The following is a 22,203-nucleotide window of genomic DNA, read 5'->3' as shown; positions in this document are numbered from 1 at the left end:
GGGCCCCGACCCCGCGGAAGCGGATCCGGGCGTGGTGGTACGGGACTTGAGCGGACGACGACGGCAGGGACGAACGTGAGGATCTTCCACCGGGCACGGCACCGGCCGTCCGCCACCTGGCGGCAGACGACCGACCGGGCCTTCACGCTGATCGGCGACGGCCGCTACGAGGACGCCGGCGCGCTGCTGGTGATGGCCGCCGACCTGGAGCCCTGGCTGTCCGACTCCTGGTTCAACCTCGCCCTGCTGCACAAGTTCCGCCGGGACTGGGAGCAGGCCCGTTCGGCCGGACTGCGGGCCGTCGCCCTGCTGGACCGTGAGCACGGCGCCCCCGACTGGTGGAACCTCGGCATCACCGCGACCGCCCTGCAGGACTGGCCGCTGGCCCGCCGCGCCTGGCAGGCGTACGGGCTGAAGCTGCCCGGCGGCCCCGGAGGGCAGCCGGACGGCCCGGTCAGCCTGGACCTCGGCACCACTCCGGTGCGGCTCTCCCCGGACGGCGAGTCCGAGGTGGTGTGGGGCCGCCGGCTGGACCCGGCCCGGATCGAGGTGCTGTCCATCCCGCTGCCGTCCTCCGGCCGCCGCTGGGGCGAGGTGGTGCTGCACGACGGCGCCCCGCACGGCGAGCGGGTCACCGACGGGGTCGCCTACCCGGTGTTCGACGAGATCGAGCTGTGGGCACCCTCCCCGGTGCCGACCTACGTGGTGCTGCTGCAGGCCGCCACGGCGGGGGACCGGGACGCGCTGGAGCGGGTGGTCGCGGACGCCGGCTACGCGGCGGAGGACTGGACGTCCTCGGTGCGGCTGCTCTGCCGGGCCTGCTCGGAGAGCCGGATGGCCGCGGACGACGGGCACACCGCCCACCACGACCCGCACGACGACGGCGACGCCGCGCACCCCGGCCACCTGAGCCACCTCAGCCAGGGCGGCGCGGCCGGGATGTCCTGGCTGGTGGAGCGGGAGTGCGGGATCGCCGCGCCCGCCCTGCTGGTCCGTTCACTGCTGGACCGCTGGGCCGCGGCGTCCCCCGGGACGAGGGCGTACCGTGATCTGGAGGAAGTCTGTTGAGCGCGCCGCTTACCCTTGACCGGTATACCCGGCGCGAGCCGTATACCTGGACCATTCTCGGAAGCGGAAGCGGATAAGCAGCGATGGCGGAGCAGCACGACCACCAGCACGACCACGACCACGACCACGAGTCGGCGGCCGACGAGGCCCCGCTGAAGGTGGTCGGCGAGGAGCCGGACCTCTCCCGGGGCACCGCGCGTCCGATCACCGTCGTGGGCAACCCGGTCCTGCACCGCGAGGTCAAGGACGTCACCGCGTTCGACGGTGAGCTGTCCGGGCTGATCGACGACATGTTCCAGTCGATGTACGCGGCCGAGGGCGTGGGCCTGGCGGCCAACCAGATCGGCGTGGACCTGAAGGTCTTCGTCTACGACTGCCCGGACGACGAGGGCGTGCGGCACATCGGCCACGTGATCAACCCGACGCTGGAGGAGTACCCGGCGGACCGCCGGCGGGTGCTGGACGACGGCAACGAGGGCTGCCTGTCGGTGCCGACCGCGTACGCCGAACTGCCCCGCCCGGACTACGCGGCGGTGACCGGCGTGGACAAGGACGGCAAGGCGATCCGGGTCGAGGGCACCGGCTTCTTCGCCCGCTGCCTGCAGCACGAGACCGACCACCTGTACGGCACCCTCTACATCGACAAGCTGTCGAAGCGGGACCGCAAGGACGCGCTGCGGCAGATGGCCGAGGGCACCCCGCGCTACGCGACGGTGCCGAACAGCTGACGGTGCCGCACAGCTGACGGCGTGAGACGTGCGAGGGCCGGGACACGATCGGTGTCCCGGCCCTCGGCGTCGCGTCAGTCGCGCAGCCGGCCGGTGGACTCGCGGGCGACCAGCTCCGGCGTGAACAGGGTAGTCCCGGGCCTGGCCGCCGTGCCCCTCCAGCTGGCGCCACAGGGCCTCGGCGACCCCCGCGCCCATCTCCTGGATCGGCTGGCGCACGGTGGTCAGCGGCGGGTTGCTGTGGGAGGCCAGGTAGCAGTCGTCGTAGCCGACCACGGAGAGGTCGCCGGGCACCGAGCGGCCGGCCTCACGGGCGGCCTGGGCGACGCCGAGGGCCATCAGGTCGCTGCCGGCGATGACGGCGGTGACCCCCGCGTCGAGCAGCTGGCGGGCGGCCGCGGCGCCGCCGGCGATCGAGTAGGACGACTCGGCGTACCAGTCGGCGGGGGCGTCCTCGCCCAGCAGCTCGCGCATCGCGCGCCGGTAGCCGTCCAGGCGGTTGATGGAGGGGCGCAGGTAGCCCTGGCCGCCGGCCAGCCCGATCCGCCGGTGCCCGAGTTCGCGCAGGTGGGCGACGGCGATCCGGGCGCCGAGCCCGTGGGGGCTGGTGCTGGTCTACCTCGGCGGTGCGATGGGGGTGAACACCTGGCTGATGAAGGGCTACCCGGACACCATCCCGCGCGAGATCGACGAGGCCGCCAAGGTGGACGGCGCCGGGCACGCGCAGATCTTCTTCCGGCTGATCCTCCCGCTCGCCGCGCCGATGCTGGTGGTGATCTCGATCCTGTCGCTGACCGCCGCGCTCAACGACGTGATCCTCGCGAACATCTTCCTGACCTCGAACGACTCCAAGACCGTCGCGGTCGGCCTCTACGGCATCATCTCCGGCCAACAGGACCAGAACTACGGCCTGTTCGCGGCCGGGGCGCTGGTCACCTCACTGCCGGTGATCGTGGTCTACCAGTTCCTCCAGCGCTACCTGGCCCAGGGCCTGACCGTCGGCTCGGTCAAGGGCTGAGCGCCGGAACGCCGCCGCCCCGTACCGAAGTTCCGTACGGGGCGGCGGCGCTCCGGCGCCTGTCAGGCCGGGACGAAGAGCCACTCCGGGCCGTAGGTGAAGCGCGGGTCGACGGGGAGCTTGACGCCGTTGATCTGCTGGGCGGTGCCGCGCAGTTGGCCCATCAGCCCGATCGCTTGGAAGAGCGAGTTCGGCCCGGCGGCGCCCCAGGCCTGTTCGAGGGCGCGCAGCATGTCGCTGTACTGCTGGTTGAAGGTCCGCAGGAGGGCGGCCGTGGCCTGGTCGGGCTTGTTGGCGGGGTCGTTGGCCCAGCCGCCGGCCGGGACGCGGGCGACCGGGTGGGCGTCCGGCAGCGGGAGGTCGGGGCCGGTGAACTCGAACTTCTTCGTCGTGGGGTTCTGGACCAGCTTCTTGCCGACGGCGATCTCCTTGAAGGCGTAGTAGTGGGCGAGTTCGCCCGGGGCGCCGGGGAAGGGGTTGTCCGGGGAGGCGTCGGTGCCCTCGCCCTGGGTCTGGATGACGTGGATGGCGTTCAACACGTCGTCGATGGTGTTCATCGGGACGATGTCGTTGCCGGCACCGTGGCTCGACCCGAGTGGGAAGCTCACCTGGTGCTGGCCGGTGAGGAGGTCGGCGAACTTCGGGAAGACGTTGGCGATGCGCTGGTAGAAGGCGCCGATGGTGTTGCCGTCGGCGGCGAAGGCGAGCGGGTTCTCGGGCTTCTCGATGTCGGAGAAGAGGCCCGCCGAGTCGCGGGTCAGGCCGCTGAGGAAGACCTCCAGCCCGGGGTTGACGCCGCCGGGCAGCTCGCCCGGGTACGTGGGGACGGTGAGCGGGTCGGTGAGGACGACGGTGCCGCCGATGCTGGTGAGCATGTTGCAGACCAGGCCGAAGTGCGACATCTCGTCGAAGACGATCTCGTGGATGGTGTTGCGGATCGGCTGGCTGTTGTCCGGATCGGTGATCGACCAGAGCGCGGTGGCGTACGGCGGGATGGTCGACAACTCCAGCATGATCGCCCGCTGGAGCGCGTCCTTGAGCTCCTGTTCGGTCCAGTCCTCCTCCGGGATGTTCATGAGCTGGACGATCGCGTCGCTCCGGTAGTCCAGGATTCCGGTCGTCACGGCGTACCCCTTTCGTTCGGCTGTGCGCCGGACCGTAGCGGGGGGCCTGGTGGTACGTAGGTACGCGATGCCGGTGTGGCCCGGGAGTTCATCCGGACGGGCGGTGCACGTGCGGATGCCCCCCGCCCCGCCCGGCGTGAGAGCCGGGCGGGGCGGGGGAGTTCAGGGCTGGTGGGTGGTGATGGTGATCGGGTGGGCGGTCCAGCTGGTCATCTCGCCGACGTAGAGGGTCATGCTCCAGCTGCCGCCCCGGGAGAGGCAGAGGGCGACGCCGTCGCCGCCGCCGGGCCCGATGCAGAGGCGGATGAAGTCCCGGTGGGCCTGGCGGACGGGGAGTTCGCGGACACGCTCCCAGAGGACGGGCAGCGCGTGGTCGAGGCTGGGGAAGTCAGCGGGCGCCATGATGCCGCTGATCCCGGCGCGGACGGCGCTCACGCGGCGTGCTCGGCGGGCGCGGAGACGTGGCACCAGACGAACTTGCCGATGCCGCCCTTGCGGGGGCAGCAGCCCCACTGGGTGGCCAACTCCTGGACGAGCAGCAGGCCTCGGCCGGTCTCGGAGGAGGCCCGTGCCGACGTACTCGGACGTTGTGTGTGTCGAACATCGAACGGGGACGCTCTACATGGAGACGCCAGCGGAGACTGAGGACTACACGCTGATCTTCGATTCGCTTCGTTCGATTGCCTTGAGCCCGGCTGACAGTCTCGACATGATCGCTCGGGTGCGGCAGGAGCTGTACCGCTAGGCAGTTGGGGAGGAAACGTCGTGTGGCGTAAGAGCAGTTACAGCGGGCAGGGCGGCGATTGCGTCGAGGTGGCCGATGGTGTGACCGGTGTCGTTCCCGTTCGTGACTCGAAGGATCCGGACGGGCCGGCGCTGCTCTTCCCGACTGAGGCCTGGGCGTCCTTCGTAGCCGGGGTCAAGGGCGGGGAGTTTTCGACCGACTGACACAACAGGGGTGCCCCGCACGGCCACGGCCGTACGGGGCACCTCTGTCAGATCTGAAGGCTTAGAAGTCGTCGTCGAAGGCGACCGAACCTTCAACGGCGACCTGGTACGCGGAGACCCGGCGCTCGAAGAAGTTGGTCAGCTCCTGGACGTTCTGCAGCTCCATGAAGCCGAACGGGTTGGTCGACCCGTAGCGGATCGGCAGGCCGAGGCGGGCCAGGCGCTGGTCGGCCACAGCCTCCAGGTACTGGCGCATCGACTCGGTGTTCATGCCGGCGAGACCGTCGCCGCACAGGTCCTGGGCGAACTGGAGCTCGGCCTCGACGGCCTCCTCCAGCATCTCCGTGACCTGCTTGGCCATCTCGTCGTCGAAGAGGTCGGGCTCCTCCTCGCGAACGGTGTCCACGACCGACATCGCGAAGTCCATGTGCATGGACTCGTCGCGGAACACCCAGTTCGTACCGGTGGCCAGGCCGTGCAGCAGACCGCGCGACCGGAACCAGTACACGTACGCGAACGCGCCGTAGAAGAACAGACCCTCGACGCAGGCCGCGAAGCAGATCAGGTTCAGGAGGAACGCGCGGCGGTCCTCCTTGGTCTGCAGCGAGTCGATGTGGTCGACCGCGTTCATGTACTTGAAGCAGAACTGCGCCTTCTGGCGGATGGAGGGGATGTTCTCCACCGCGTCGAAGGCCGCCGCGCGGTCCTCCGGGTCGGGCAGGTAGGTGTCGAGCAGCGTCAGGTAGAACTGGACGTGCACGGCCTCCTCGAACAGCTGACGGCTCAGGTACAGCCGCGCCTCCGGGGAGTTGATGTGCTTGTAGAGGCTCAGCACCACGTTGTTGGAGACGATCGAGTCACCGGTGGCGAAGAAGGCGACCAGGCGGCCGATCAGGTGGCGCTCGCCCTCGCTCAGCTTCGCCAGGTCGGCGACGTCGGAGTGCAGGTCCACCTCCTCGACGGTCCAGGTGTTCTTGATCGCGTCGCGGTACCGGTCGTAGAACGACGGGTAGCGCATCGGACGCAGGGTCAGCTCGAAGCCGGGGTCGAGCAGCATCTTGCGGTCGTCGGCGGTCATTACTGGCAGGCCTCGCAGGACTCGGGGTTCTCCAGGGAACAGGCCAGCGCGGCTTCCTGCTCCGGGGTGAGGGCGGGGGTGTTCACCGGCACGGGCGCGGGCGCGGGCGCGGCGGCACGGGCGGTGCCGGAGGCGGCCTGGGCGATCCGGGTGGCCGGGCGCGAGCGCAGGTAGTAGGTGGTCTTCAGACCGACCTTCCACGCGTACGCGTACATCGAGCTGAGCTTGCCGATGGTCGGCGCGGCCATGAACAGGTTCAGCGACTGGCTCTGGTCCAGGTACGGCATGCGGGCCGCGGCCAGGTCGATCAGCGCGCGCTGCGGCAGCTCCCAGGCCGTCCGGTACAGCGACCGCACCTCGGCGGGCAGCCAACCCAGCTCCTGCACCGAGCCGTTGGCCTCGCGCAGGGCGTCCCGGGTCTGCTGGTCCCAGACGCCGAGCTCCTTCAGCTCGCGCACCAGGTACGGGTTGACCTGGAGGAACTCGCCGCTCAGCGTCTCGCGCTTGAACAGGTTGGACACCTGCGGCTCGATGCACTCGTACACGCCGGCGATCGAGGCGATGGTCGCGGTCGGCGCGATGGCCAGCAGCAGCGAGTTGCGCAGGCCGGTCTCGGCGATCCGGGCACGCAGCGCGCTCCAGCGGTCGGCCCACTGCGGGGCGGCCGTCGGGAAGTGGTCGATGTGCAGCTCGCCGCGCGCGGCGCGGGTCTCGCCGTACGCCTCGTGGCGGCCCAGCTGCTCGGCCAGGTCGGCGGAGCGCTCGTAGGCGGTGAGCATGATGCGCTCGGCGATCATGGTGGACAGCCGCGCGGCCTCCGCCGAGTCGAAGTCGATCCGCAGCTTGAAGAAGACGTCCTGCAGGCCCATCACGCCCAGACCCACCGGGCGCCAGCGGGAGTTGGAGGTGCCGGCCTCGGTGGTCGGGTAGAAGTTGATGTCCACCACGCGGTCGAGGAAGGTGACGGCGGTGCGCACGGTGGCGTCCAGCCGCTCCCAGTCCATGGCGCCGAGCAGGTCCTCGGCCGAGGCCCCCTCGGCCACGTGGGCGCCGAGGTTGACCGAGCCGAGGTTGCAGACGGCGGTCTCGGAGTCGTCCGTGACCTCCAGGATCTCGGTGCACAGGTTGGAGGAGTGCACCGTGCGGCCGGGCAGCGCGGTCTGGTTGGCGGCGCGGTTGGAGGCGTCCTTGAAGGTCATCCAGCCGTTGCCGGTCTGCGCCAGGGTGCGCATCATCCGGGCGTACAGGGTCTGCGCGGGGATGGTGCGCACGGCCTTGCCGGCCAGCTCGGCCTTGCGGTAGGCCTCGTCGAAGTCGGAGCCCCACAGGTCGACCAGCTCGGGCACGTCGGCGGGGGAGAACAGCGACCAGTCCGCGTTGGCGTTGACCCGGCGCATGAACTCGTCCGGGATCCAGTGCGCCAGGTTGAGGTTGTGGGTGCGCCGCGCCTCCTCGCCGGTGTTGTCGCGGAGCTCCAGGAACTCCTCGATGTCGGCGTGCCAGGTCTCCAGGTAGACGCAGGCCGCGCCCTTGCGGCGGCCGCCCTGGTTGACCGCGGCGACCGAGGAGTCGAGGGTGCGCAGGAACGGGACGATGCCGTTGGACTTGCCGTTGGTGCCGCGGATCAGGCTGCCGCGGGAGCGGATGCGCGAGTAGGACAGGCCGATGCCGCCGGCGTGCTTGGAGAGCCGGGCGATCTGCGCGTAGCGGCTGTAGATCGAGTCCAGGTTGTCCAGCGGCGAGTCGAGCAGGTAGCAGCTCGACATCTGCGGGTGCCGGGTGCCGGAGTTGAACAGGGTCGGCGAGGAGGTCAGGTACTCCAGCCGGCTCATCAGGCCGTACAGCTCGGAGACCTCGCGCACCGACTGCTCGCTGTCGCCGACCGCCAGGCCGCAGGCGACGCGGAGCAGGAAGTGCTGCGGGGTCTCGATGACCTTGCGGGTGATCGGGTGGCGCAGCAGGTAGCGGGACTGCACGGTGCGCAGGCCGAAGTACTCGAAGCGGTCGTCGCCGCGCGGGTCGATCAGCGCGTCCAGGGCGGCGGCGTGCTTGGCGACGAAGGCGGCGGTGGTGTCGCCGATCAGGCCCTCGGCGTGGCCGACGGCGATCGAGGCGGCGAAGGAGACCGAGCCCTGGCTGTTCGCCTCGTCGACGATCTCCAGGGCGAGCAGCCGGGCGGCCAGCTTCGAGTACTGGGGGTCCTCGGCGATCATCGACGCGGCGGCGTCCACGGCCAGCCCGCGCAGCTCGGCGAAGTCCGAACCGGCGTGGCGGCCGCGCAGCGCGGCGGCGGCGACGTGGCCGGGGTCGGCCTGGGGGAGGTCGACGCTGCGGTCGGTGAGCAGCCGCAGCAGCGCGCCCCCGGGGTCGGAGACCGTCGGGTCGGTGAAGGCGGAGCCGGTTCCCTGGGCGGGCAGGGTGGCTGAGGCAGCGATGGTCAAGGCGCTCTCTCCTGGCGGCGATCGTGCGGCGGTGATCGGGGCACCGGACCGTTCGGGGCAGGGGAGCACGGCACGTACGCAGGATGCGTCGCGCGACAGTGGCGTCCCCGGCCCGCCCGCGAGGCCCGGAAGGTACTTCTCGTGCTGGTGCGGCCTCTGCGGGAGGGCCGGTGCGCACACCATCGGCAGGTATTCGGACTCGCGGGGCGGCTACTGGAGCCGCCCGCACACCGCTGCGGGGCAGTCCCGGATTCGCACCGGGTTCCCCTGCGTCGACAGCAGGGACGAGCATACATCTAGTGGCGTGAGTCCGATGCAGCCCCACATGTAGTGTCGCGCGGCAGGGTCGATCGAGTCTGTGTGCGGTAATCTGCTCAGGCCGGAGGGTGCCACTCCTGGGCCGTGCGGCCGTCGCACGGGCGCATCCGCACCTGCGTCGCGCCGCCCGTGGAGGCGCCCGGATTCTCGATGCAGCGCCCCGTGTCCTGGTTCGCGAGCTGGCCGGCGGGGGTGACCCGCCAGCGCTGGTCGGGGCGCGAGGTACAGCCGGTGAGGACGGGGAAGCCGATGTCGGGGTCCTCGACGCAGCGCCCGGACTGGCCGATCGAGCCGTCGTCCCCCATCGTCCAGGTCTGCGCGGGCGAGCCGTCGCAGGTGCCGGCGCCCAGCAGGGCGGGATCGTCCGTCATCCGGCTGTCCAGGCAGCGGCCGGGCACGGCCGAGGTGATCGCCCCGCTGGGCTGTCCGGCGGCGGCCTGGAACGAGAAGGAGTCGCTGCTGAGCCCGGCGCCGCCGGCCCAGATCTCGAACCCGGCCTGGACGGCGCACAGGTACGAGCCGGCCGGGACGTAGCCGCGCTGGACGGCGTCGCGGGTGAAGGCCCGCAGATCCAGGTCGGTGACGGAGGTGGCGCTGGTGGCCATCTCGTAGGTGATCAGGGTGTGGCTGCTCTTCTTCGGCGCCTGGTAGACGCGGTAGGAGGCGCCGCCGGCCCGCAGCTCGCCGGCCTGCTGCCCGAACGGCGTCTTGCCGTTCCCGCGCAGCCAGATCATCAGCTCGGCGCTCTCGGTGAAGGAGCAGCTGGTCCGGCTGTTGCTGTACCAGACGTCGTACGACGCGTTGTAGACGCCGTCGTCGACCTGGGTGGTGCGCCAGCTGCTGGTCGCGTACCGCAGGTTGTTGACGGCGATGGGCAGCGGGCCGGTGCCGGGCTGGAGCTGGGTGCTGATGTGCGGGTAGGCGCCGGGGCCCCGGTCCGGGTCGGTCAGGCTGGCGGGGCTGATCCCGCTGCGGGTCACCCGGAAGCCGGGTCCGCCGTCGGTGCTGCTGATGCAGAGGCCGCCGGTGGCGTTCCACTCGTTCGGGTTGATCAGGTAGCGGCCGGAGTCGACGGCCTGGGACGGGTAGCGGTTGTCCCCCGTGGAGCAGATCTCGCCGGCGGTGGCGGCCGGCAGCGGGGTGACCGCCGGGGCGGCCCTGGTGGGCTCCTGGCGGTCCTGCGGGAGCAGCACCGCGCACAGGGCCAGCACGATCGCGATGGACGGCGCGAGCCACCACCACGGTCGCAGACGGGGGCGCCCGGTTCCGGGCACGACGGGGTGGGCCATGGGGTCCTCGCCTCCCTGCGGCGGTGTGGCCGGCCGGTGCGGGGGCCGGGTCGGTGGCGCGCTCACCCTGCGGGCGTGGAACCCGACCGGGGCCGGGTGGCGCCGGAGGTCGGCTTCTTGACGGGGGGCTTCGTGGTGGCGGCCGACGGGGACGTCGAGGGGGTGGGGGAGGCCGGCGGGTCGGGGGCCGGGGCGGGGGCCGGCGGCGGGACGGTCAGGGCCGGCTCGGAGTGGACGGTCCACGGCGTGCTGTAGCGGGGCGCGGCGACCCCGGCGGCGTACGCCTCGGCGGCCGCGCCGGACGCGGCCACCCGCCAGTCCACCTCCTTGCGCGCCTCGTACCAGATCACGCCGATGATGTCGGGGTGCTGCGGGAGCTGGGAGAACATCTCGGTGATCCACTGGGCCTTGAGCCCCGCGGTGTCGGTGGCCCCGGTCTCGGTGATCACCACGGGCTTCTGGGTGAACTCCCGGACCTGCTTGATGGTCGGCTGGAAGATCTGGTCGAACGACTTGTACTTCTCGACGCCGGTGGTGCCGTAGTAGCCGGACAGCCCGATCCAGTCGGCGTAGTCGTCGCCGGGGTAGAGCGAGTTCAGGCTGGTGGCGTTCTCGTAGTCGACGTTGGGACTCCACACCCAGGTGACCCGGGTGGCGCCCGCCTGCTTGAAGATGTCGTGGACGTGCCGCCAGGCCTGGACGTACTGGCCTTTCTTGTTGCCGTTCGCCTGCTCGGCCCAGGGGTACCAGTAGCCGTTCATCTCGTGGGCGAAGCGCAGGGCGACGGGGTAGCCGAGGCCCTTGATGCCCTCAGCCCAGGTCCTGATGTAGTCGTCGAACTTGCCGTCGATGATGTTGGCCAGGGCGTACTCGGGCTGGTCGCCGCGGAGTTTGTCGTCCTTCGATTCCTTGTGGTAGTCCCAGGGCTCCCAGGCGACCATCGGCATGATGCCGCGTTCGGCGACGGTGTCGAAGACCCGGCGGTCGAACTTCCGGTCCCACCAGCCCACCGAGAACTCCAGCACGTTCGGCTGGTGTTTGACGGCGGCGGTGAACTCGTCGAGCGGGCCGAGGTCGTACGGGCCGGTCTTGGTCATGATGCCGGTGAACGCGCCGCCGGCCGGCGGGAACAGCGGCGGCTGGGGCGGTGCGCCGGTCGTCGGTGCGCCGGTCGTCGGTGCGGGGGCCGCCGGTGTGCCGGGGGTGGTGGGGTCGGCGCTCGGCGGCGCGGCCAGGGCGCTGGCCAGCCAGCTCGGCAGCGCGGTCGGGGCGGCGCCGGCGAAGGCGTACGGCTCCCGGTCGGCGCGGGAGAGCCGGGGCGCCAGGACGAAGGTGTACCCGACCATCAGGGCCAGGGCGACCAGGGCGGCGATCCGGGGCACGGTGATCCGCAGCATCAGCGGCCTCCCTGCTTCGACCGGCCGCCGGCCCGGGCGGGCTCCAGCAGTTCCTCGAACTCGTCCGCGGCGGCGGGTTCGTCGCCGCGGCCGGTCTTCCCGTCGCGCGGCGGTTCGCTCCGCTGGGCCGGCAGGTGTCCGGCCGCGGGGGCGGCCCCGACGGGCGCCGACGTCGCCGCGGCCCGCCGGGCGCGGGCCTCGCGGCGTCCGCTGACGAAGGAGATCACCGGCGGCGCGACGCCGGTGAGCAGGCTGACTCCGGCCCAGAACCGCAGGATCCAGAGGTCGTGGTGGAGCGTGAAGCTCGCGCCGAGCAGTCCGCCCGCGACGGCCGCCCACACCAGGTGCAGCCGGAACGTCGAGAGCGACTCGGCGCTGCGCAGGTCGCCCTTGGCGGTGACGGCGTACGCGAGCGGACGGCGCAGCAGCGCGGCGACGGCGGCGGCGACGTAGACCGGGCCGGCGAACAGGGCCAGTCCCATGCCCGCCATGCCGATCTCGCGCCGCTCGTGCGCGGCCAGGTTGAACCGGCGCAGCCAGAGCCACAGCACGAACCAGCTGCCCATGCTGGCGCCCCACAGGGCCGTCCAGTGGGCGCTGTTGAGGTGGATGGAGGTGACGCCGAGGGCCAGGTACACGGAGGTGGCGAGGCTGCCGAGGACGGTGTTGAGCGCCACGCTCGGGTAGTAGAACTGGACCAGGCCGTAGAGCACCCGCTGGCGCAGCCGCAGCTTGATGCCCGAGCGCAGCCGGTTCTTGAGCAGGATCTCCCAGATGCCGTACGCCCAGCGCTTCTGCTGGTTGAAGTAGTCGGTCCAGGAGGTCGGGCCCTCGCCGACGGCGAGGACGTCCGGGGTGTAGACGCCCTTCCAGCGGTGGCCGGTCTCCGGGTTCACGGAGGCCTGGATCCGCATGCTGGTGAGGTGGTCCTCGATGATCGAGTCCTGGTAGCCGCCGATCTGCTGCCAGGCGGTGGGCCGGTACAGGTGGTTGGTGCCGATCAGCAGCGGCGCGTCCATGCCGTTGCCGCCGCGCTCGACCAGCCCGGAGAACAGGTACTGCTGCACGGAGGCGCCGTGGGCGACCCAGTTGTCGTACATGTTGCCGTACACCTGGGGGGCCACCACGAAGGCGACGTCGGGGTCGCGGAAGTAGCCGAGGGTGCGCTGCAGGAAGCAGGGCAGTGGGACGTGGTCCGGGTCCATCTGGGCGACCACGTCGTACCCGTGCTCGTGCTCGGCGCGCCAGGAGTTGTGGTTGCCGGACTTCGTCCTGGCCCGGAACTCGCCCTCGGACCGGTTGTACTCGGGGCGTCCCTTGCGGCTGAAGTGGTGGACGCCGAGTCGGGCGGCCATCTTCTTGACCCGGTCGTCGTCGCCCTCGTCGAGGATCCAGACGTCGACCTGGCCGTCGTACTCGATCCGCAGCATCGCCGCGAGGGTGCGTTCGACGATCTCGATCGGCTCCTTGGAGGGCACGATCGTGGTCAGCACGGCGACCCGCAGCCCGGGCGGCGGGGTGACCGGCACCGGGTCCTTGGCGCGGAAGGCGAACACCCAGACGGCGAGGTTCTGGACCAGCCGGACCAGTTCCACCGTGATGACGGCGCAGAAGCAGATGCGGGCCAGGTTGATCCGCCAGTCCGGGGACCAGCCGACACCGGAGCCGGGGATGTGTTCGGGCAGCAGCAGCCAGCCGACGAAGGCGAGGCCGGCCAGTGCGTTGACCGTCACCAGGACGGTCATGACGAACGTGACGCCGCGGGAGGAGACCGAGCGGTAGCGGACGGCGGCACCGTCCTCGCCGGGGGTCAGCGGGCCGGCGGTCTCGGCGCAGGCGACGTAGGCGCGTTGGGCGGCGGTGTTGCGCACGTCCCTGCGGACGATCCGCCGTTCGTGCCGGGCCCGGGGGAGGACGCGTCCGTGGCGTCCCCGTCCCCGGTTACCCCTGGTCGCCGCGTGTTCGTTGGTGGAGTCCACCGGTATGCCCCCATGCAACCGCTCCGTTGGGCCGAAGCCGTTGGTTCCCTGCTCTGTCACCGCTCGTCGGCGCTGGTCACCCGGCCGTCGGTGGGACGGGTCCGCGGGTGGGCCGACACCCTCGCTGGCTTGGCTGATAGTCGTTCAAACGGTCAGCATACGGGCCGCTGCCGGACGGTCACAGTCGGGGTTCGGGTCCAGGGGCGCCGGGACGCCGCAGGCCCCACCGGGACGGTGGGGCCTGCGGGGTGGCCCGTGGGTCGGGAGGGCTTCAGGGGGTGATCTTGACGGAGTTCGCGATCTGGTCCATCAGCGCCAGCGAGGGGGCCTCCGGCGCCTGGTCGAGGCAGATCTGGAGCACCGGCACGGTGGTGGCCCCGGCCGCCGGGGTGACCTGGAGGACGCCGCAGTAGCCGTCCGGCGTGGAGGAGCCGCTGGACATCGGGACGTGCCACAGCGCGAGGTAGCCGTCCATGCCCTGGATCTTGACGGCCGACTGCTTCACCGGCTCCGGCGGGGTCGGCGCGTCGGAGCCGTAACGGGCGTTGTAGAGCAGCTGGCCCATGCCGAGCACCAGGGACTTCGGGTCGGACCAGCCGCCGTTGAACACCCGGAGGTTCTGGACGACCAGGCCGCGGGTGCAGGCCCCGCTGCCGTGGCCCACGCAGGCGTACGGGCCGACCGCGTAGCGGACGTCGTTCGGGTTCTTGGCGTCGACCTGGACCTGCCAGTCCTGCGGCAGCATGAAGTTCATCTTCGAGTCCTGGCCGGTGATCTCCCGCCCACCGGCGAGTGGCTGGCCGCCGGTCAGGGCGGTGCCCATGAAGCCGTTCGGGCTCTTCGGGTCGCCGGCGGCCGTCGGGGCGGTGGTCGGGCCGGCCTTCGCCGAGCCGGAGTTGCCGGTCTTGTGGCCGACGACGTACCCGGCGCCGGCCATCACGACCGACAGCACGACGGCGCCGACGGCCAGGAGCACCCTGCGCTTGGCGCGGTTCGGCTCGACCGTCTCGAAGACCACCGAGGTCGGGATCGGCTTGGGGGCCGGGGTGACGGGCCCGGGCTGCGGACCCGGCACCGTGGGGGAGACGACGGTCGACGCGGCGGCGTTCTGGGCGGGGTGGCCCGGGAAGGTGCTCGCGGGCGCGGCGGCGCCTCCCGGCTTGGCCTGAATCCTGTCGGTCCAGGCGGAACCGTCCCACCAGCGCAGCGTGTTGGGCTGCCCGGAAGGGTCGTCGTACCAGCCGCTTGGCGTACTCCCCGTCGTCATGCGGCGGATCCTAGCAGTGCCCCGATCAGATGGTCATTTCACGTCACAGGCCCGTGCGCAGCGGCCGACGCGGTCTCAGAAAGCCATCGTGTAGACCATCAGGTTCATCCCCGGGTACGGCGCCCAGTCGCGCTCCGGAGTGCGCCGGAAGCCGGTCCGCTCGTAGACGCGGTGGGCGGCGGTCATCTCGGGGCGGGTGGAGAAGGCCATGCCGGCCAGGCCGAGTTCGCGGCTGCGGGCGATGGTGGCGCGGACCAGGGCCTCGCCGACGCCCCGGCCGCGGGCGGCCGCGGCGGTGGCCAGCATCCGTATCTCGCCCTCGCTCGGGGCGGCGATGTCGGCCCACTCGGTGCCGCCGACGGCGAAGGTCACACAGCCGAGGACCCGTCCTTCGGCCGCGTCGACCGCGACGAGGAGCTCGGCCTCCCGGGCCCGGCGGGCGGCGTCGCGCAGGAGCTCGACGTAGCCGCTCGTGGGCGAGGTGTGGCCGTCGCCGACGAAGGCCTCGACGGTGATGCGGCCGGCGTCGTCGAGGTCCTCCGAACGGGCCTGGCGGATGAGGATGTCCATCCCGCCAGTGTGCCGGAGCCGTGCGGTGTGGTGATCTCCGGGGTGGCCCGGACCGGGAGGGTGGCCGGGTCGGCGGAGGGGCGCAGCGAGGCGGCCGGCAGGCTGCCGTACAGCCGGTCCAGGCGCTCCGGGCCGGCCGGGTAGCCGCCCGGGCGGTGCCAGTTGTCGCGGCCGGCGGCGGCGCCGCGGGCGACCTCCCGGCCGATCAGGGTGCCGAGCAGGCCGAAACCGCCGACGGCCCCGGCCAGGGCGAGTGCGCTTGCGAGAGTGTCGGTGTCCATGGCTCCACTCTGGCCGGGCCGCGCGGCGGCCACGAGTGGCAGGAACGACCGATTGCCTCGAAATCCTGCCACCCGGGCCCTTCCGCCCGCGACGCCCGCCGGGCATCCTGGGCGGCATGCTGAAGAACGTGGTCGCCGTGGTGCTGGAGGAGGTGCACCCCTTCGAGCTCGGCGTCGCCTGCGAGGTCTTCGGCCTGGACCGCACCGACGAGGGCCTGCCCGGGTACGACTTCGCGATCGCCGGGGCCCGTCCCGGGCCGCACGCGACCCACTCCGGGTTCGCGGTGGACGTCCCGCACGGCCCCGAGCGGCTGGCCGGGGCCGACCTGGCGGTGGTCACCGCGACGGCGATCCGCCCGGACTACCCGGAGCCGCTGCTGGCGGCGCTGCGCTCGGTGGTGGCGGACGGCGGCCGGGTGCTCTCCATCTGCAGCGGCGCCTTCGTGCTCGGCGCCGCCGGACTGCTGGACGGCCGCCGCTCCAGCACCCACTGGCGGCACAGCGAGGAGCTGGCCCGGCGCTTCCCGCTGACCACGGTCGAGCCGGACGTGCTGTACGTGGACGACGACCCGGTGATCACCTCCGCCGGGACGGCCGCCGGCATCGACGCCTGCCTGCACCTGGTGCGCAAGGTGCAGGGTGCCGAGGTGGCCCGGGGGATCGCCCGCCGGATGGTGGTGGCGCCGCACCGGGAGGGCGGGCAGGCCCAGTTCGTGAACCGCCCGCTGCCGGGGGGCGACGGCGACTCGCTGGCCCCGCTGCTCGACTGGATGCGCCACCACCTGGACCGCGACGCGACCGTCGAGCAGCTGGCCGCCCGGGTCCACATGTCCCCGCGCACCTTCGCCCGCCGCTTCCAGCAGGAGACCGGCACCACCCCGCACCGCTGGCTGACCGGGCAGCGGGTGCTGCTCGCCCAGCGGCTGCTGGAGTCCACCACCGAGCCGGTGGACGCGATCGCCGCCCGCTGCGGCTTCGGCAACGCGGCGGCGCTGCGGCACCACTTCGGGCGCCGCCTGGGGACCACACCGCTCGCCTACCGGCGCTGCTTCGCCGACCCGGAGGAGCGGAGGTGACGGATCGTCAGTTCTCCAGGGCCAGGTGGTCGACGGTGTTCCAGCGGTCCGGGTGCAGCCGCCCGTCCTGGGCGCGCCAGAGGCTGGTGGAGCAGTTGTGCACCGGCCCGAGCGCGGTGAGTCGCTCCTCGGTGAGCCGGTCCAGCACGTAGCGCAGCATCAGCACCGTGCAGTCGTGCGCGACCAGCAGGACGGGCCGTCCGGCCTCCTCCTCGCAGAGGTCCCGCAGCAGGCCGCGCACCCGCAGCGCGACGTCGGCCCAGGACTCGCCGCCGGGCGGGCGGTAGTACAGCTCGCCCATCTTGCGCCGCCGGGCGGCCTCCTCCGGGTGCTTGGCCTCGATCGCGGCCCGCGGCAGCATCTCCAGGACGCCCAGCTCGCGGTCGCGCAGCCGCTCGTCGTAGCGCACCGCGAGCGTGACCGGGACGGCGCCGAGCCCGGCGGCCTGGGCGAGCGCGATCCGGGCGGTCTCGGTGGTGCGCACGTACGGCGAACACCAGACGCTGCGCGGGCGGTCGGCGCTGGGCAGGCCGGCCCACCAGCGGCCGAGCGCCTGGGCCTGCTGCTGGCCGTGCAGCGACAGCGGGATGTCGGCGTCCCGGCAGCTGATCGGGACGCTGAGCGCGCCGGCGGCCTCGGCCAGCTGGAACTCGACGTTGGCGGTGGACTCGCCGTGCCGGGTGGCGATCAGGACGGACGGCAGCCGGGTGGCCGTCGCCGGGCGGTGGGTGGTGAGGTGGTGCGGGCTCTGGGTGGACTGGTGCTGGCCGTTGAGGGTGGTGCCGGGTTCTGCCATGGCCGCGTGCTCCCCGTGGGTCGATCAGTTTCCGGCCGGTCGCCGGTCCGGTCTGGTGGTGCTCTGCGAAGGCGGCTGTTCATACATATGATCGCGCCGCCTTCTCCAGTGTTCACGGAGAGGGCGGCGCGATCACAGGGCGCGTGCAGCGCGAATCAGTGCGCTGCTACGGGCTCCGGCGCGTTCTTCGGCTCCTCGTCGCCGGCTTCGGCGCTGTAGTCGGCGGGCCGGGTCTCGTCCGGGCCCTCGGGCGCCTTGACCGCGCGCAGCACCAGGGTGAGCGCCACCGCGACGAGCAGGTTGAGCGCGAAGGCGGTCAGGCCGATGTAGCCGATCTCGCCGATGCCGGGGATCGCGGCCGCGTTGCCGCCGAAGTGCTTGGTGGCGGGGCTGGCGATGCCGTACGCCGTCCAGGTGCCGTACGCCATGCCGGCCGCCCAGCCGGCGAACAGCGCCCAGTGGTGGAACCAGCGGGTGAACAGGCCGCCGACGATCGCCACGAAGGTCTGCAGGATCCACAGGCCGCCGAGCAGCTGGAGGTTGATCGCGGCCTGCTTGTCCATGCCGAGCACGAAGACCAGCGCGCCGACCTTGACCAGCAGCGAGACCAGCTTGGCGATCCGGGTCTCGTCCGCGGGGCTGGCGGTGGGCTTCAGCCATTCCTTGTAGACGTTGCGGGTGAACAGGTTGGCCGCCGCGATCGACATGATGGCGGCCGGCACCAGCGCGCCGATCCCGATCGCGGCGAAGGCCACGCCGGTGAACCAGTCCGGGAACATGTCGGCGAACAGCTGCGGCACCGACAGCTGGGCGTTGAACTTCTTGTCGCCCTGGCCGACGCCCGCGGCGATCGCCATGAAGCCGAGCAGCGCCAGCAGGCCCAGCATCAGCGAGTACGCGGGCATGATGGCCATGTTGCGGCGCACGGTGTTGCGGGACTTGGAGGCCAGCACGCCGGTCACCGAGTGCGGGTACATGAACAGCGCCATCGCCGAGCCCAGCGCCAGCGTCGCGTACGTCCACTGCTTGTTGTCCGGGAGGGTCATCGAGCCGCCGGACTTGGGGGCGCTGAACTTGTGCGCCGCCGCGTCGAAGATGTGCCCGTAGCCGCCGAGCCGGATCGGGATGTAGATGACCGCGACGATGATCACGATGTAGATCAGCGCGTCCTTGACGAAGGCGATCAGCGCCGGGGCGCGCAGCCCGGAGGAGTAGGTGTAGGCGGCCAGCACGCCGAAGGCGATGAACAGCGGCAGGTCCTTGACGAACCAGTTGGCGTTCTCGCCGCCGCCGACGCCGAGCACGTCCAGCACCGCCTGGATGCCGACGAGCTGGAGCGCGATGTACGGCATGGTGGCCAGGATCCCGGTCAGCGCGACGACCAGGGAGAGCGGCCGCGAGCCGTACCGGCCGCGGACGAAGTCGGCCGGGGTGACGTACCCGTGCACCCGGGAGACCGACCAGAGCCGGGGCAGGAAGAGGAAGACCAGCGGGTACGCGACGATCGTGTACGGCACCGCGAAGAAGCCCGCCGCGCCGGTCGCGTAGACCGCCGCCGGGACGGCGACGAAGGTGTACGCGGTGTAGAGGTCGCCGCCGAGCAGGAACCAGGTGACCCAGGTCCCGAAGCTGCGGCCGCCCAGGCCCCACTCGTCCAGGTGCGCCGCGTCGTCGGCCCGGCGCCAGCGCGAGGCGAGGAAGCCCATCACGGTGACCAGGGCGAAGAACAGCACGAAGACCACGAGGGCCGGCACGTTGACGTCCTTCATCGCGCGCCACCCGCCTTCCGGGCCGCCGTGCGGGCCTTCTCGTCCCGGTTGATCAGCAGGTACGCGGCGACGGTGAACACCGCCGACACCGGCACCCAGAGCAGCTGGTACCAGTAGAAGAACGGCACCCCGCCCGCGGGCGGGTCGGTCTTGTCGTACGAGGACACCCAGAGCAACGCGACGATCGGCACCAGCAGGGCGAGCCCGGCCAGCACCCGCTCGGGGGTCACCGCCGGCACCCGGTCCCCGGGTGGCTCGGGCATGACAGGTTCGGTGGCATCGGGATCAGACGGCATCTTCGGCTCCGCTCCGGAGGGTTCCCCGTCGGCGCCGCAGCCCCGGGAGCACCGCACGCCCCCGCGAGCCCGCCGAGCAGCACCATCGGTGATCGGCAGTCAGTACGGCTGCGCAATCTAGGGCATGGGGTGATCCATGTCACCGGGATCGGGGCGACTTCCCGCCATCTGGACGCCGTCCGGGTGTATTCGACCGGTACGGGCCGCCCGGGTGACGCGAACGGGCACCGGCGCGCGGGTCGCGCGCGCCGGTGCCCGTGGTGCGAAGGGGGCGTGAGCCGCCGTCGACTACTCCGGCCGCTTGAGCCGGGTGATGAACTTGTAGCGGTCGCCGCGGTAGATCGAGCGGACCCACTCCACCGGGTCTCCCTCGGCGTCGAAGGAGTGCCGGGAGAGCTGGAGCATCGGCAGCCCGAGGTCGGAGCCGAGCAGTCCGGCCTCGCGCGGGTTGGCGAGGGTGGTCTCGATGGTCTCCTCGGCCTCGGCCACGGTGACCCCGTACACCTCGCGCAGCGCCGCGTAGAGCGAGTTGTGCTTGGCGAGGTTGCGGCGCAGCGCGGGGAAGCGCTTGGCGGACAGGTGCGCGACCTCGATGGCCATCGGGTCGCCGTTGGCCAGCCGCAGGCGCTCGATCCGCAGCACCCGCCCGCCGGGCTTGATGTCGAGCAGCGGGGCGAGCCGGTCGTCGGCGGTGATGTAGCCGATCTCGATCAGCCGCGAGGCGGGCTCCAGGCCCTGGGCCCGCATGTCCTCGGTGTAGGAGGTGAGCTGGAGGGCCTGGGCGACCTTGGGCTTGGCGACGAAGGTGCCCTTGCCCTGGATGCGCTCCAGCCGGCCCTCGACGACCAGTTCCTGCAGCGCCTGGCGGACGGTGGTGCGCGAGGTGTCGAACTGGGCGGCCAGCGCGCGCTCCGGCGGGACCGGGGTGCCGGCGGGCTGGGTCTCGGTGAGCTGGAGCAGGTGGCGCTTGAGGCCGTAGTACTTGGGGACGCGCGCGGTCGGGTCGGCGCCGGCCTGCGTCGGGAGGTTTTTCACCTCGGGGTCGTTGACCTGGGCGGTGGATCCCCCGTCGCTGCTCATCGGACCTGTTCTCCCGTTTCTCACAGGGTCTTTACGGACCCCGCCACATCGTTAACGGGTGACATCGTTGCATGTATGGCTACGGAACGAATACCTCATCACGCGATGAACGATGTGCGGTGTCGGCTTGATAACGGGTGGTCCGGATCGGTCGAACTCCCGTTGACAGGCCCATTGGTCTAGGCCAAGCTCCAGGCATCTGGTCTACACCACTAGGCCGGTCACTACGAATCCCCCCACCCGCTCGAAGGGGTCCGCGGCACCTTTCCCCCCGCTTTACGTGGGTCTGCCGCTGCCGCCCGACGGGGGTAACCCAGGCATCCCTCAGGAGGATGGCGTGAAGCGTCAGCTCATCGCGGCGGTCGGCGTCGCAGCAATGGTCGTCGGCCTGGCGGCTTGTGGCTCCGACGGCAAGAAGGACGACAACGCCGGTTCGGGCTCGTCGTCCGCGGCGGGCGCCAAGAACTACAGCGGCAAGACGCTGAAGGTGTGGCTGATGAGCGGCTCCGCCCCGAAGGGCTGGACCGACGCGGTCAAGACCGAGTTCGAGACCACCTACCCGGGCTCGAAGGTCGACTTCCAGATCCAGGAGTGGGGCGGCATCGGCGCGAAGGTCACCGCCGCGCTGTCCGAGGGCTCGGTCGACGTCGTGGAGGTCGGCAACACCCAGACCGCCGGCTACGCGGCCTCGGGCGGCCTGCTCGACATCACCAAGGACAAGGCCAACCTGGGCGGGGCCGACTGGGCCGCCAACCAGAACGAGTCCGCGATCCTGGACGGCAAGCAGTACGCCGCCCCGTGGTGGGTCTCCAACCGCGTCGTCGCCTACAACAAGGACCTGTGGACCAAGGCCGGCCTGACCGACGCGCCGAAGACCCTGGACGAGTTCTACACCGACCTGGAGAAGCTGAAGACCACCGACGGCGTCGCCGACCCGATCTACCTGCCGGGTCAGGAGTGGTACACCTACTTCGGCCTGCTCACCGGTGAGGGCGGCAAGATCGCCAAGAAGGACGGCGACAAGTGGGTCGGCGGCCTGTCCTCGCCCGAGGCGCAGAAGGCCTTCGAGACCTACAAGAAGCTGCAGGGCTACTCGGTCACCGGTCCGAAGGACAAGGACGAGGCCACCCCGCAGCAGAAGGACGTCTTCGGCAAGGGCAACGTCGGCACCATGATCGGCCTCGGCTGGGAGCTGCCCGACGAGAAGACCATGCCCAAGGACAAGATCGGCTTCTTCCCGCTCCCGGGCAAGACCGCCGACAAGCCCTCCGGCGTCTTCCTCGGCGGCTCGAACCTGGCGATCGCCTCGCAGAGCAAGAACACCGACATGGCGAAGGACTTCCTGAAGGTCGCCCTCAACGACAAGAACGAGGGTCTGGTCGCCGCCGCGGGCAACATCCCGAACAAGGCCGCGCTGAACAGCCAGCTCACCGGTGACTTCGCGAAGGCCGCCCAGTCGGCCGCCGCGGTCGGCGGGATCACCCCGAACACCCCGAACTGGGCCAGCGTCGAGGACAACCCGAACCCGGTCAAGGACTTCCTGACCGCGGTCCTGCAGGGCGGCGACTACGCGGCCACGGCCAAGAAGTACGACGACGAGATCGCGAAGCGGCTCAACCAGAAGCAGTAGGCACCGAGCGGCGTCGCTCACCGGCCCCCGGCGGGGGGTCGGTGAGCGAC

Annotated in this window: 20 protein-coding genes, 1 pseudogene and 1 riboswitch; of the genes and pseudogenes, 7 read left to right on the top strand and 14 right to left on the bottom strand. The window is 71.5% G+C overall.

Going from position 1 to position 22,203, the window contains the following annotated elements:
- Positions 1-75 precede the first annotated feature (75 nt).
- Complete coding sequence (locus ACIO5E_RS17580) at positions 76-1,068, top strand: tetratricopeptide repeat protein (RefSeq protein ID WP_400668364.1); 993 nt, start codon at positions 76-78, stop codon at positions 1,066-1,068.
- A gap of 83 nt (positions 1,069-1,151) precedes the next feature.
- Positions 1,152-1,796, top strand: coding sequence for a peptide deformylase (def, locus tag ACIO5E_RS17575; RefSeq protein ID WP_400668362.1), 645 nt, complete (start codon positions 1,152-1,154; stop codon positions 1,794-1,796).
- A gap of 198 nt (positions 1,797-1,994) precedes the next feature.
- Here def and ACIO5E_RS17570 read toward each other — a convergent pair.
- Positions 1,995-2,312: pseudogene (locus ACIO5E_RS17570) on the bottom strand (substrate-binding domain-containing protein); the annotation flags it as partial.
- 91 nt (positions 2,313-2,403) lie between these two features.
- Here ACIO5E_RS17570 and ACIO5E_RS17565 point away from each other — a divergent pair.
- Positions 2,404-2,814 carry an ABC transporter permease subunit gene (locus ACIO5E_RS17565; protein ID WP_400668359.1) on the top strand — a complete coding sequence of 137 codons (411 nt, stop codon included), beginning with the start codon at positions 2,404-2,406 and terminating at the stop codon, positions 2,812-2,814.
- Between the two features lie 62 nt (positions 2,815-2,876).
- Here the strand turns inward: ACIO5E_RS17565 and ACIO5E_RS17560 are convergent, their stop codons facing one another.
- Together ACIO5E_RS17560 and ACIO5E_RS17555 are read right to left on the bottom strand one after the other, a co-directional pair.
- Entirely contained in the window at positions 2,877-3,938 is a 1,062-nt protein-coding gene (locus tag ACIO5E_RS17560) for a ferritin-like protein (RefSeq protein ID WP_400668356.1), read from the bottom strand.
- 162 nt (positions 3,939-4,100) lie between these two features.
- A complete protein-coding gene (locus ACIO5E_RS17555; RefSeq protein ID WP_400668353.1) occupies positions 4,101-4,373 on the bottom strand; it encodes a hypothetical protein in 273 nt (90 codons plus the stop codon).
- A gap of 133 nt (positions 4,374-4,506) precedes the next feature.
- Here ACIO5E_RS17555 and ACIO5E_RS17550 point away from each other — a divergent pair, with 133 nt between their 5' ends.
- Positions 4,507-4,683 (top strand): Scr1 family TA system antitoxin-like transcriptional regulator, encoded by a 177-nt coding sequence (locus tag ACIO5E_RS17550; RefSeq protein ID WP_400668350.1) that lies wholly within the window; start codon positions 4,507-4,509, stop codon positions 4,681-4,683.
- A gap of 20 nt (positions 4,684-4,703) precedes the next feature.
- Positions 4,704-4,886: a DUF397 domain-containing protein gene (locus ACIO5E_RS17545; RefSeq protein WP_400668347.1), complete on the top strand. Its 183-nt coding sequence runs from the start codon at positions 4,704-4,706 to the stop codon at positions 4,884-4,886.
- Positions 4,887-4,947: 61 nt separating this feature from the next.
- Here ACIO5E_RS17545 and ACIO5E_RS17540 read toward each other — a convergent pair whose 3' ends face one another.
- The 7 genes from ACIO5E_RS17540 to ACIO5E_RS17510 all read right to left on the bottom strand — a co-directional run bounded on the left by ACIO5E_RS17540 (position 4,948) and on the right by ACIO5E_RS17510 (position 15,225).
- On the bottom strand, positions 4,948-5,964 hold the full coding sequence (locus tag ACIO5E_RS17540; RefSeq protein WP_280676219.1) for a ribonucleotide-diphosphate reductase subunit beta: 1,017 nt from the start codon (positions 5,962-5,964) through the stop codon (positions 4,948-4,950).
- Positions 5,964-8,381, bottom strand: coding sequence for a ribonucleoside-diphosphate reductase subunit alpha (locus ACIO5E_RS17535; RefSeq protein WP_400668742.1), 2,418 nt, complete (start codon positions 8,379-8,381; stop codon positions 5,964-5,966). The genes ACIO5E_RS17540 and ACIO5E_RS17535 overlap by 1 nt, the downstream gene beginning before the upstream one ends.
- 190 nt (positions 8,382-8,571) lie before the next feature.
- Positions 8,572-8,714, bottom strand: a riboswitch (cobalamin riboswitch).
- Between the two features lie 65 nt (positions 8,715-8,779).
- The gene (locus tag ACIO5E_RS17530; protein WP_400668343.1) at positions 8,780-10,012 is read right to left on the bottom strand and encodes a ricin-type beta-trefoil lectin domain protein; all 1,233 of its coding nucleotides are present in this window, start codon (positions 10,010-10,012) and stop codon (positions 8,780-8,782) included.
- Between the two features lie 62 nt (positions 10,013-10,074).
- Positions 10,075-11,409, bottom strand: coding sequence for a glycoside hydrolase family 26 protein (locus ACIO5E_RS17525; RefSeq protein ID WP_400668340.1), 1,335 nt, complete (start codon positions 11,407-11,409; stop codon positions 10,075-10,077).
- On the bottom strand, positions 11,409-13,280 hold the full coding sequence (locus ACIO5E_RS17520; protein ID WP_400668337.1) for a glycosyltransferase family 2 protein: 1,872 nt from the start codon (positions 13,278-13,280) through the stop codon (positions 11,409-11,411). Before ACIO5E_RS17520 ends, ACIO5E_RS17525 begins: the two co-directional genes overlap by 1 nt.
- Positions 13,281-13,659: 379 nt before the next feature.
- Entirely contained in the window at positions 13,660-14,655 is a 996-nt protein-coding gene (locus ACIO5E_RS17515) for a DUF2510 domain-containing protein (protein ID WP_400668334.1), read from the bottom strand.
- Between the two features lie 75 nt (positions 14,656-14,730).
- Entirely contained in the window at positions 14,731-15,225 is a 495-nt protein-coding gene (locus ACIO5E_RS17510) for a GNAT family N-acetyltransferase (RefSeq protein ID WP_400668331.1), read from the bottom strand.
- 397 nt (positions 15,226-15,622) lie between these two features.
- Here ACIO5E_RS17510 and ACIO5E_RS17505 point away from each other — a divergent pair, with 397 nt between their 5' ends.
- Positions 15,623-16,582 carry a helix-turn-helix domain-containing protein gene (locus ACIO5E_RS17505; protein WP_400668328.1) on the top strand — a complete coding sequence of 320 codons (960 nt, stop codon included), beginning with the start codon at positions 15,623-15,625 and terminating at the stop codon, positions 16,580-16,582.
- A gap of 7 nt (positions 16,583-16,589) precedes the next feature.
- Here ACIO5E_RS17505 and ACIO5E_RS17500 read toward each other — a convergent pair whose 3' ends face one another.
- From ACIO5E_RS17500 to ACIO5E_RS17485, 4 genes are all read right to left on the bottom strand, one after another.
- The gene (locus tag ACIO5E_RS17500) at positions 16,590-17,378 is read right to left on the bottom strand and encodes a histidine phosphatase family protein (protein WP_400668325.1); all 789 of its coding nucleotides are present in this window, start codon (positions 17,376-17,378) and stop codon (positions 16,590-16,592) included.
- A gap of 155 nt (positions 17,379-17,533) precedes the next feature.
- Positions 17,534-19,147: a monocarboxylate uptake permease MctP gene (gene mctP / locus ACIO5E_RS17495; protein ID WP_400668323.1), complete on the bottom strand. Its 1,614-nt coding sequence runs from the start codon at positions 19,145-19,147 to the stop codon at positions 17,534-17,536.
- A complete protein-coding gene (locus tag ACIO5E_RS17490; protein ID WP_280676201.1) occupies positions 19,144-19,410 on the bottom strand; it encodes a DUF3311 domain-containing protein in 267 nt (88 codons plus the stop codon). Before ACIO5E_RS17490 ends, mctP begins: the two co-directional genes overlap by 4 nt.
- A gap of 321 nt (positions 19,411-19,731) precedes the next feature.
- The gene (locus tag ACIO5E_RS17485) at positions 19,732-20,523 is read right to left on the bottom strand and encodes a GntR family transcriptional regulator (protein ID WP_400668319.1); all 792 of its coding nucleotides are present in this window, start codon (positions 20,521-20,523) and stop codon (positions 19,732-19,734) included.
- 337 nt (positions 20,524-20,860) lie between these two features.
- Between ACIO5E_RS17485 and ACIO5E_RS17480 the strand changes: the two genes are divergently transcribed.
- Positions 20,861-22,153: an extracellular solute-binding protein gene (locus ACIO5E_RS17480; RefSeq protein WP_400668317.1), complete on the top strand. Its 1,293-nt coding sequence runs from the start codon at positions 20,861-20,863 to the stop codon at positions 22,151-22,153.
- Positions 22,154-22,203: the final 50 nt, after the last annotated feature.

The sequence above is a fragment of the Kitasatospora sp. NPDC087314 genome (genome assembly GCF_044744365.1).
In the GTDB taxonomy this organism is placed as follows: domain Bacteria; phylum Actinomycetota; class Actinomycetes; order Streptomycetales; family Streptomycetaceae; genus Kitasatospora.
The sequence above is the reverse complement of the archived record's forward strand: the minus strand, read 5'-3'. Positions and strand labels throughout refer to the sequence as shown.

Excerpts from the sequence above, each read along its gene's own strand:
- ACIO5E_RS17505 (WP_400668328.1), top strand. The coding sequence starts at position 15,623 with ATGCTGAAGAACGTGGTCGCCGTGGTGCTGGAGGAGGTGCACCCCTTC.
- ACIO5E_RS17500 (WP_400668325.1), bottom strand. The coding sequence starts at position 17,378 with ATGGCAGAACCCGGCACCACCCTCAACGGCCAGCACCAGTCCACCCAG.
- ACIO5E_RS17510 (WP_400668331.1), bottom strand. The coding sequence starts at position 15,225 with ATGGACATCCTCATCCGCCAGGCCCGTTCGGAGGACCTCGACGACGCC.
- ACIO5E_RS17530 (WP_400668343.1), bottom strand. The coding sequence starts at position 10,012 with ATGGCCCACCCCGTCGTGCCCGGAACCGGGCGCCCCCGTCTGCGACCG.
- ACIO5E_RS17490 (WP_280676201.1), bottom strand. The coding sequence starts at position 19,410 with ATGCCCGAGCCACCCGGGGACCGGGTGCCGGCGGTGACCCCCGAGCGG.
- ACIO5E_RS17525 (WP_400668340.1), bottom strand. The coding sequence starts at position 11,409 with ATGCTGCGGATCACCGTGCCCCGGATCGCCGCCCTGGTCGCCCTGGCC.
- ACIO5E_RS17515 (WP_400668334.1), bottom strand. The coding sequence starts at position 14,655 with ATGACGACGGGGAGTACGCCAAGCGGCTGGTACGACGACCCTTCCGGG.
- ACIO5E_RS17540 (WP_280676219.1), bottom strand. The coding sequence starts at position 5,964 with ATGACCGCCGACGACCGCAAGATGCTGCTCGACCCCGGCTTCGAGCTG.
- def (WP_400668362.1), top strand. The coding sequence starts at position 1,152 with ATGGCGGAGCAGCACGACCACCAGCACGACCACGACCACGACCACGAG.
- ACIO5E_RS17485 (WP_400668319.1), bottom strand. The coding sequence starts at position 20,523 with ATGAGCAGCGACGGGGGATCCACCGCCCAGGTCAACGACCCCGAGGTG.
- mctP (WP_400668323.1), bottom strand. The coding sequence starts at position 19,147 with ATGAAGGACGTCAACGTGCCGGCCCTCGTGGTCTTCGTGCTGTTCTTC.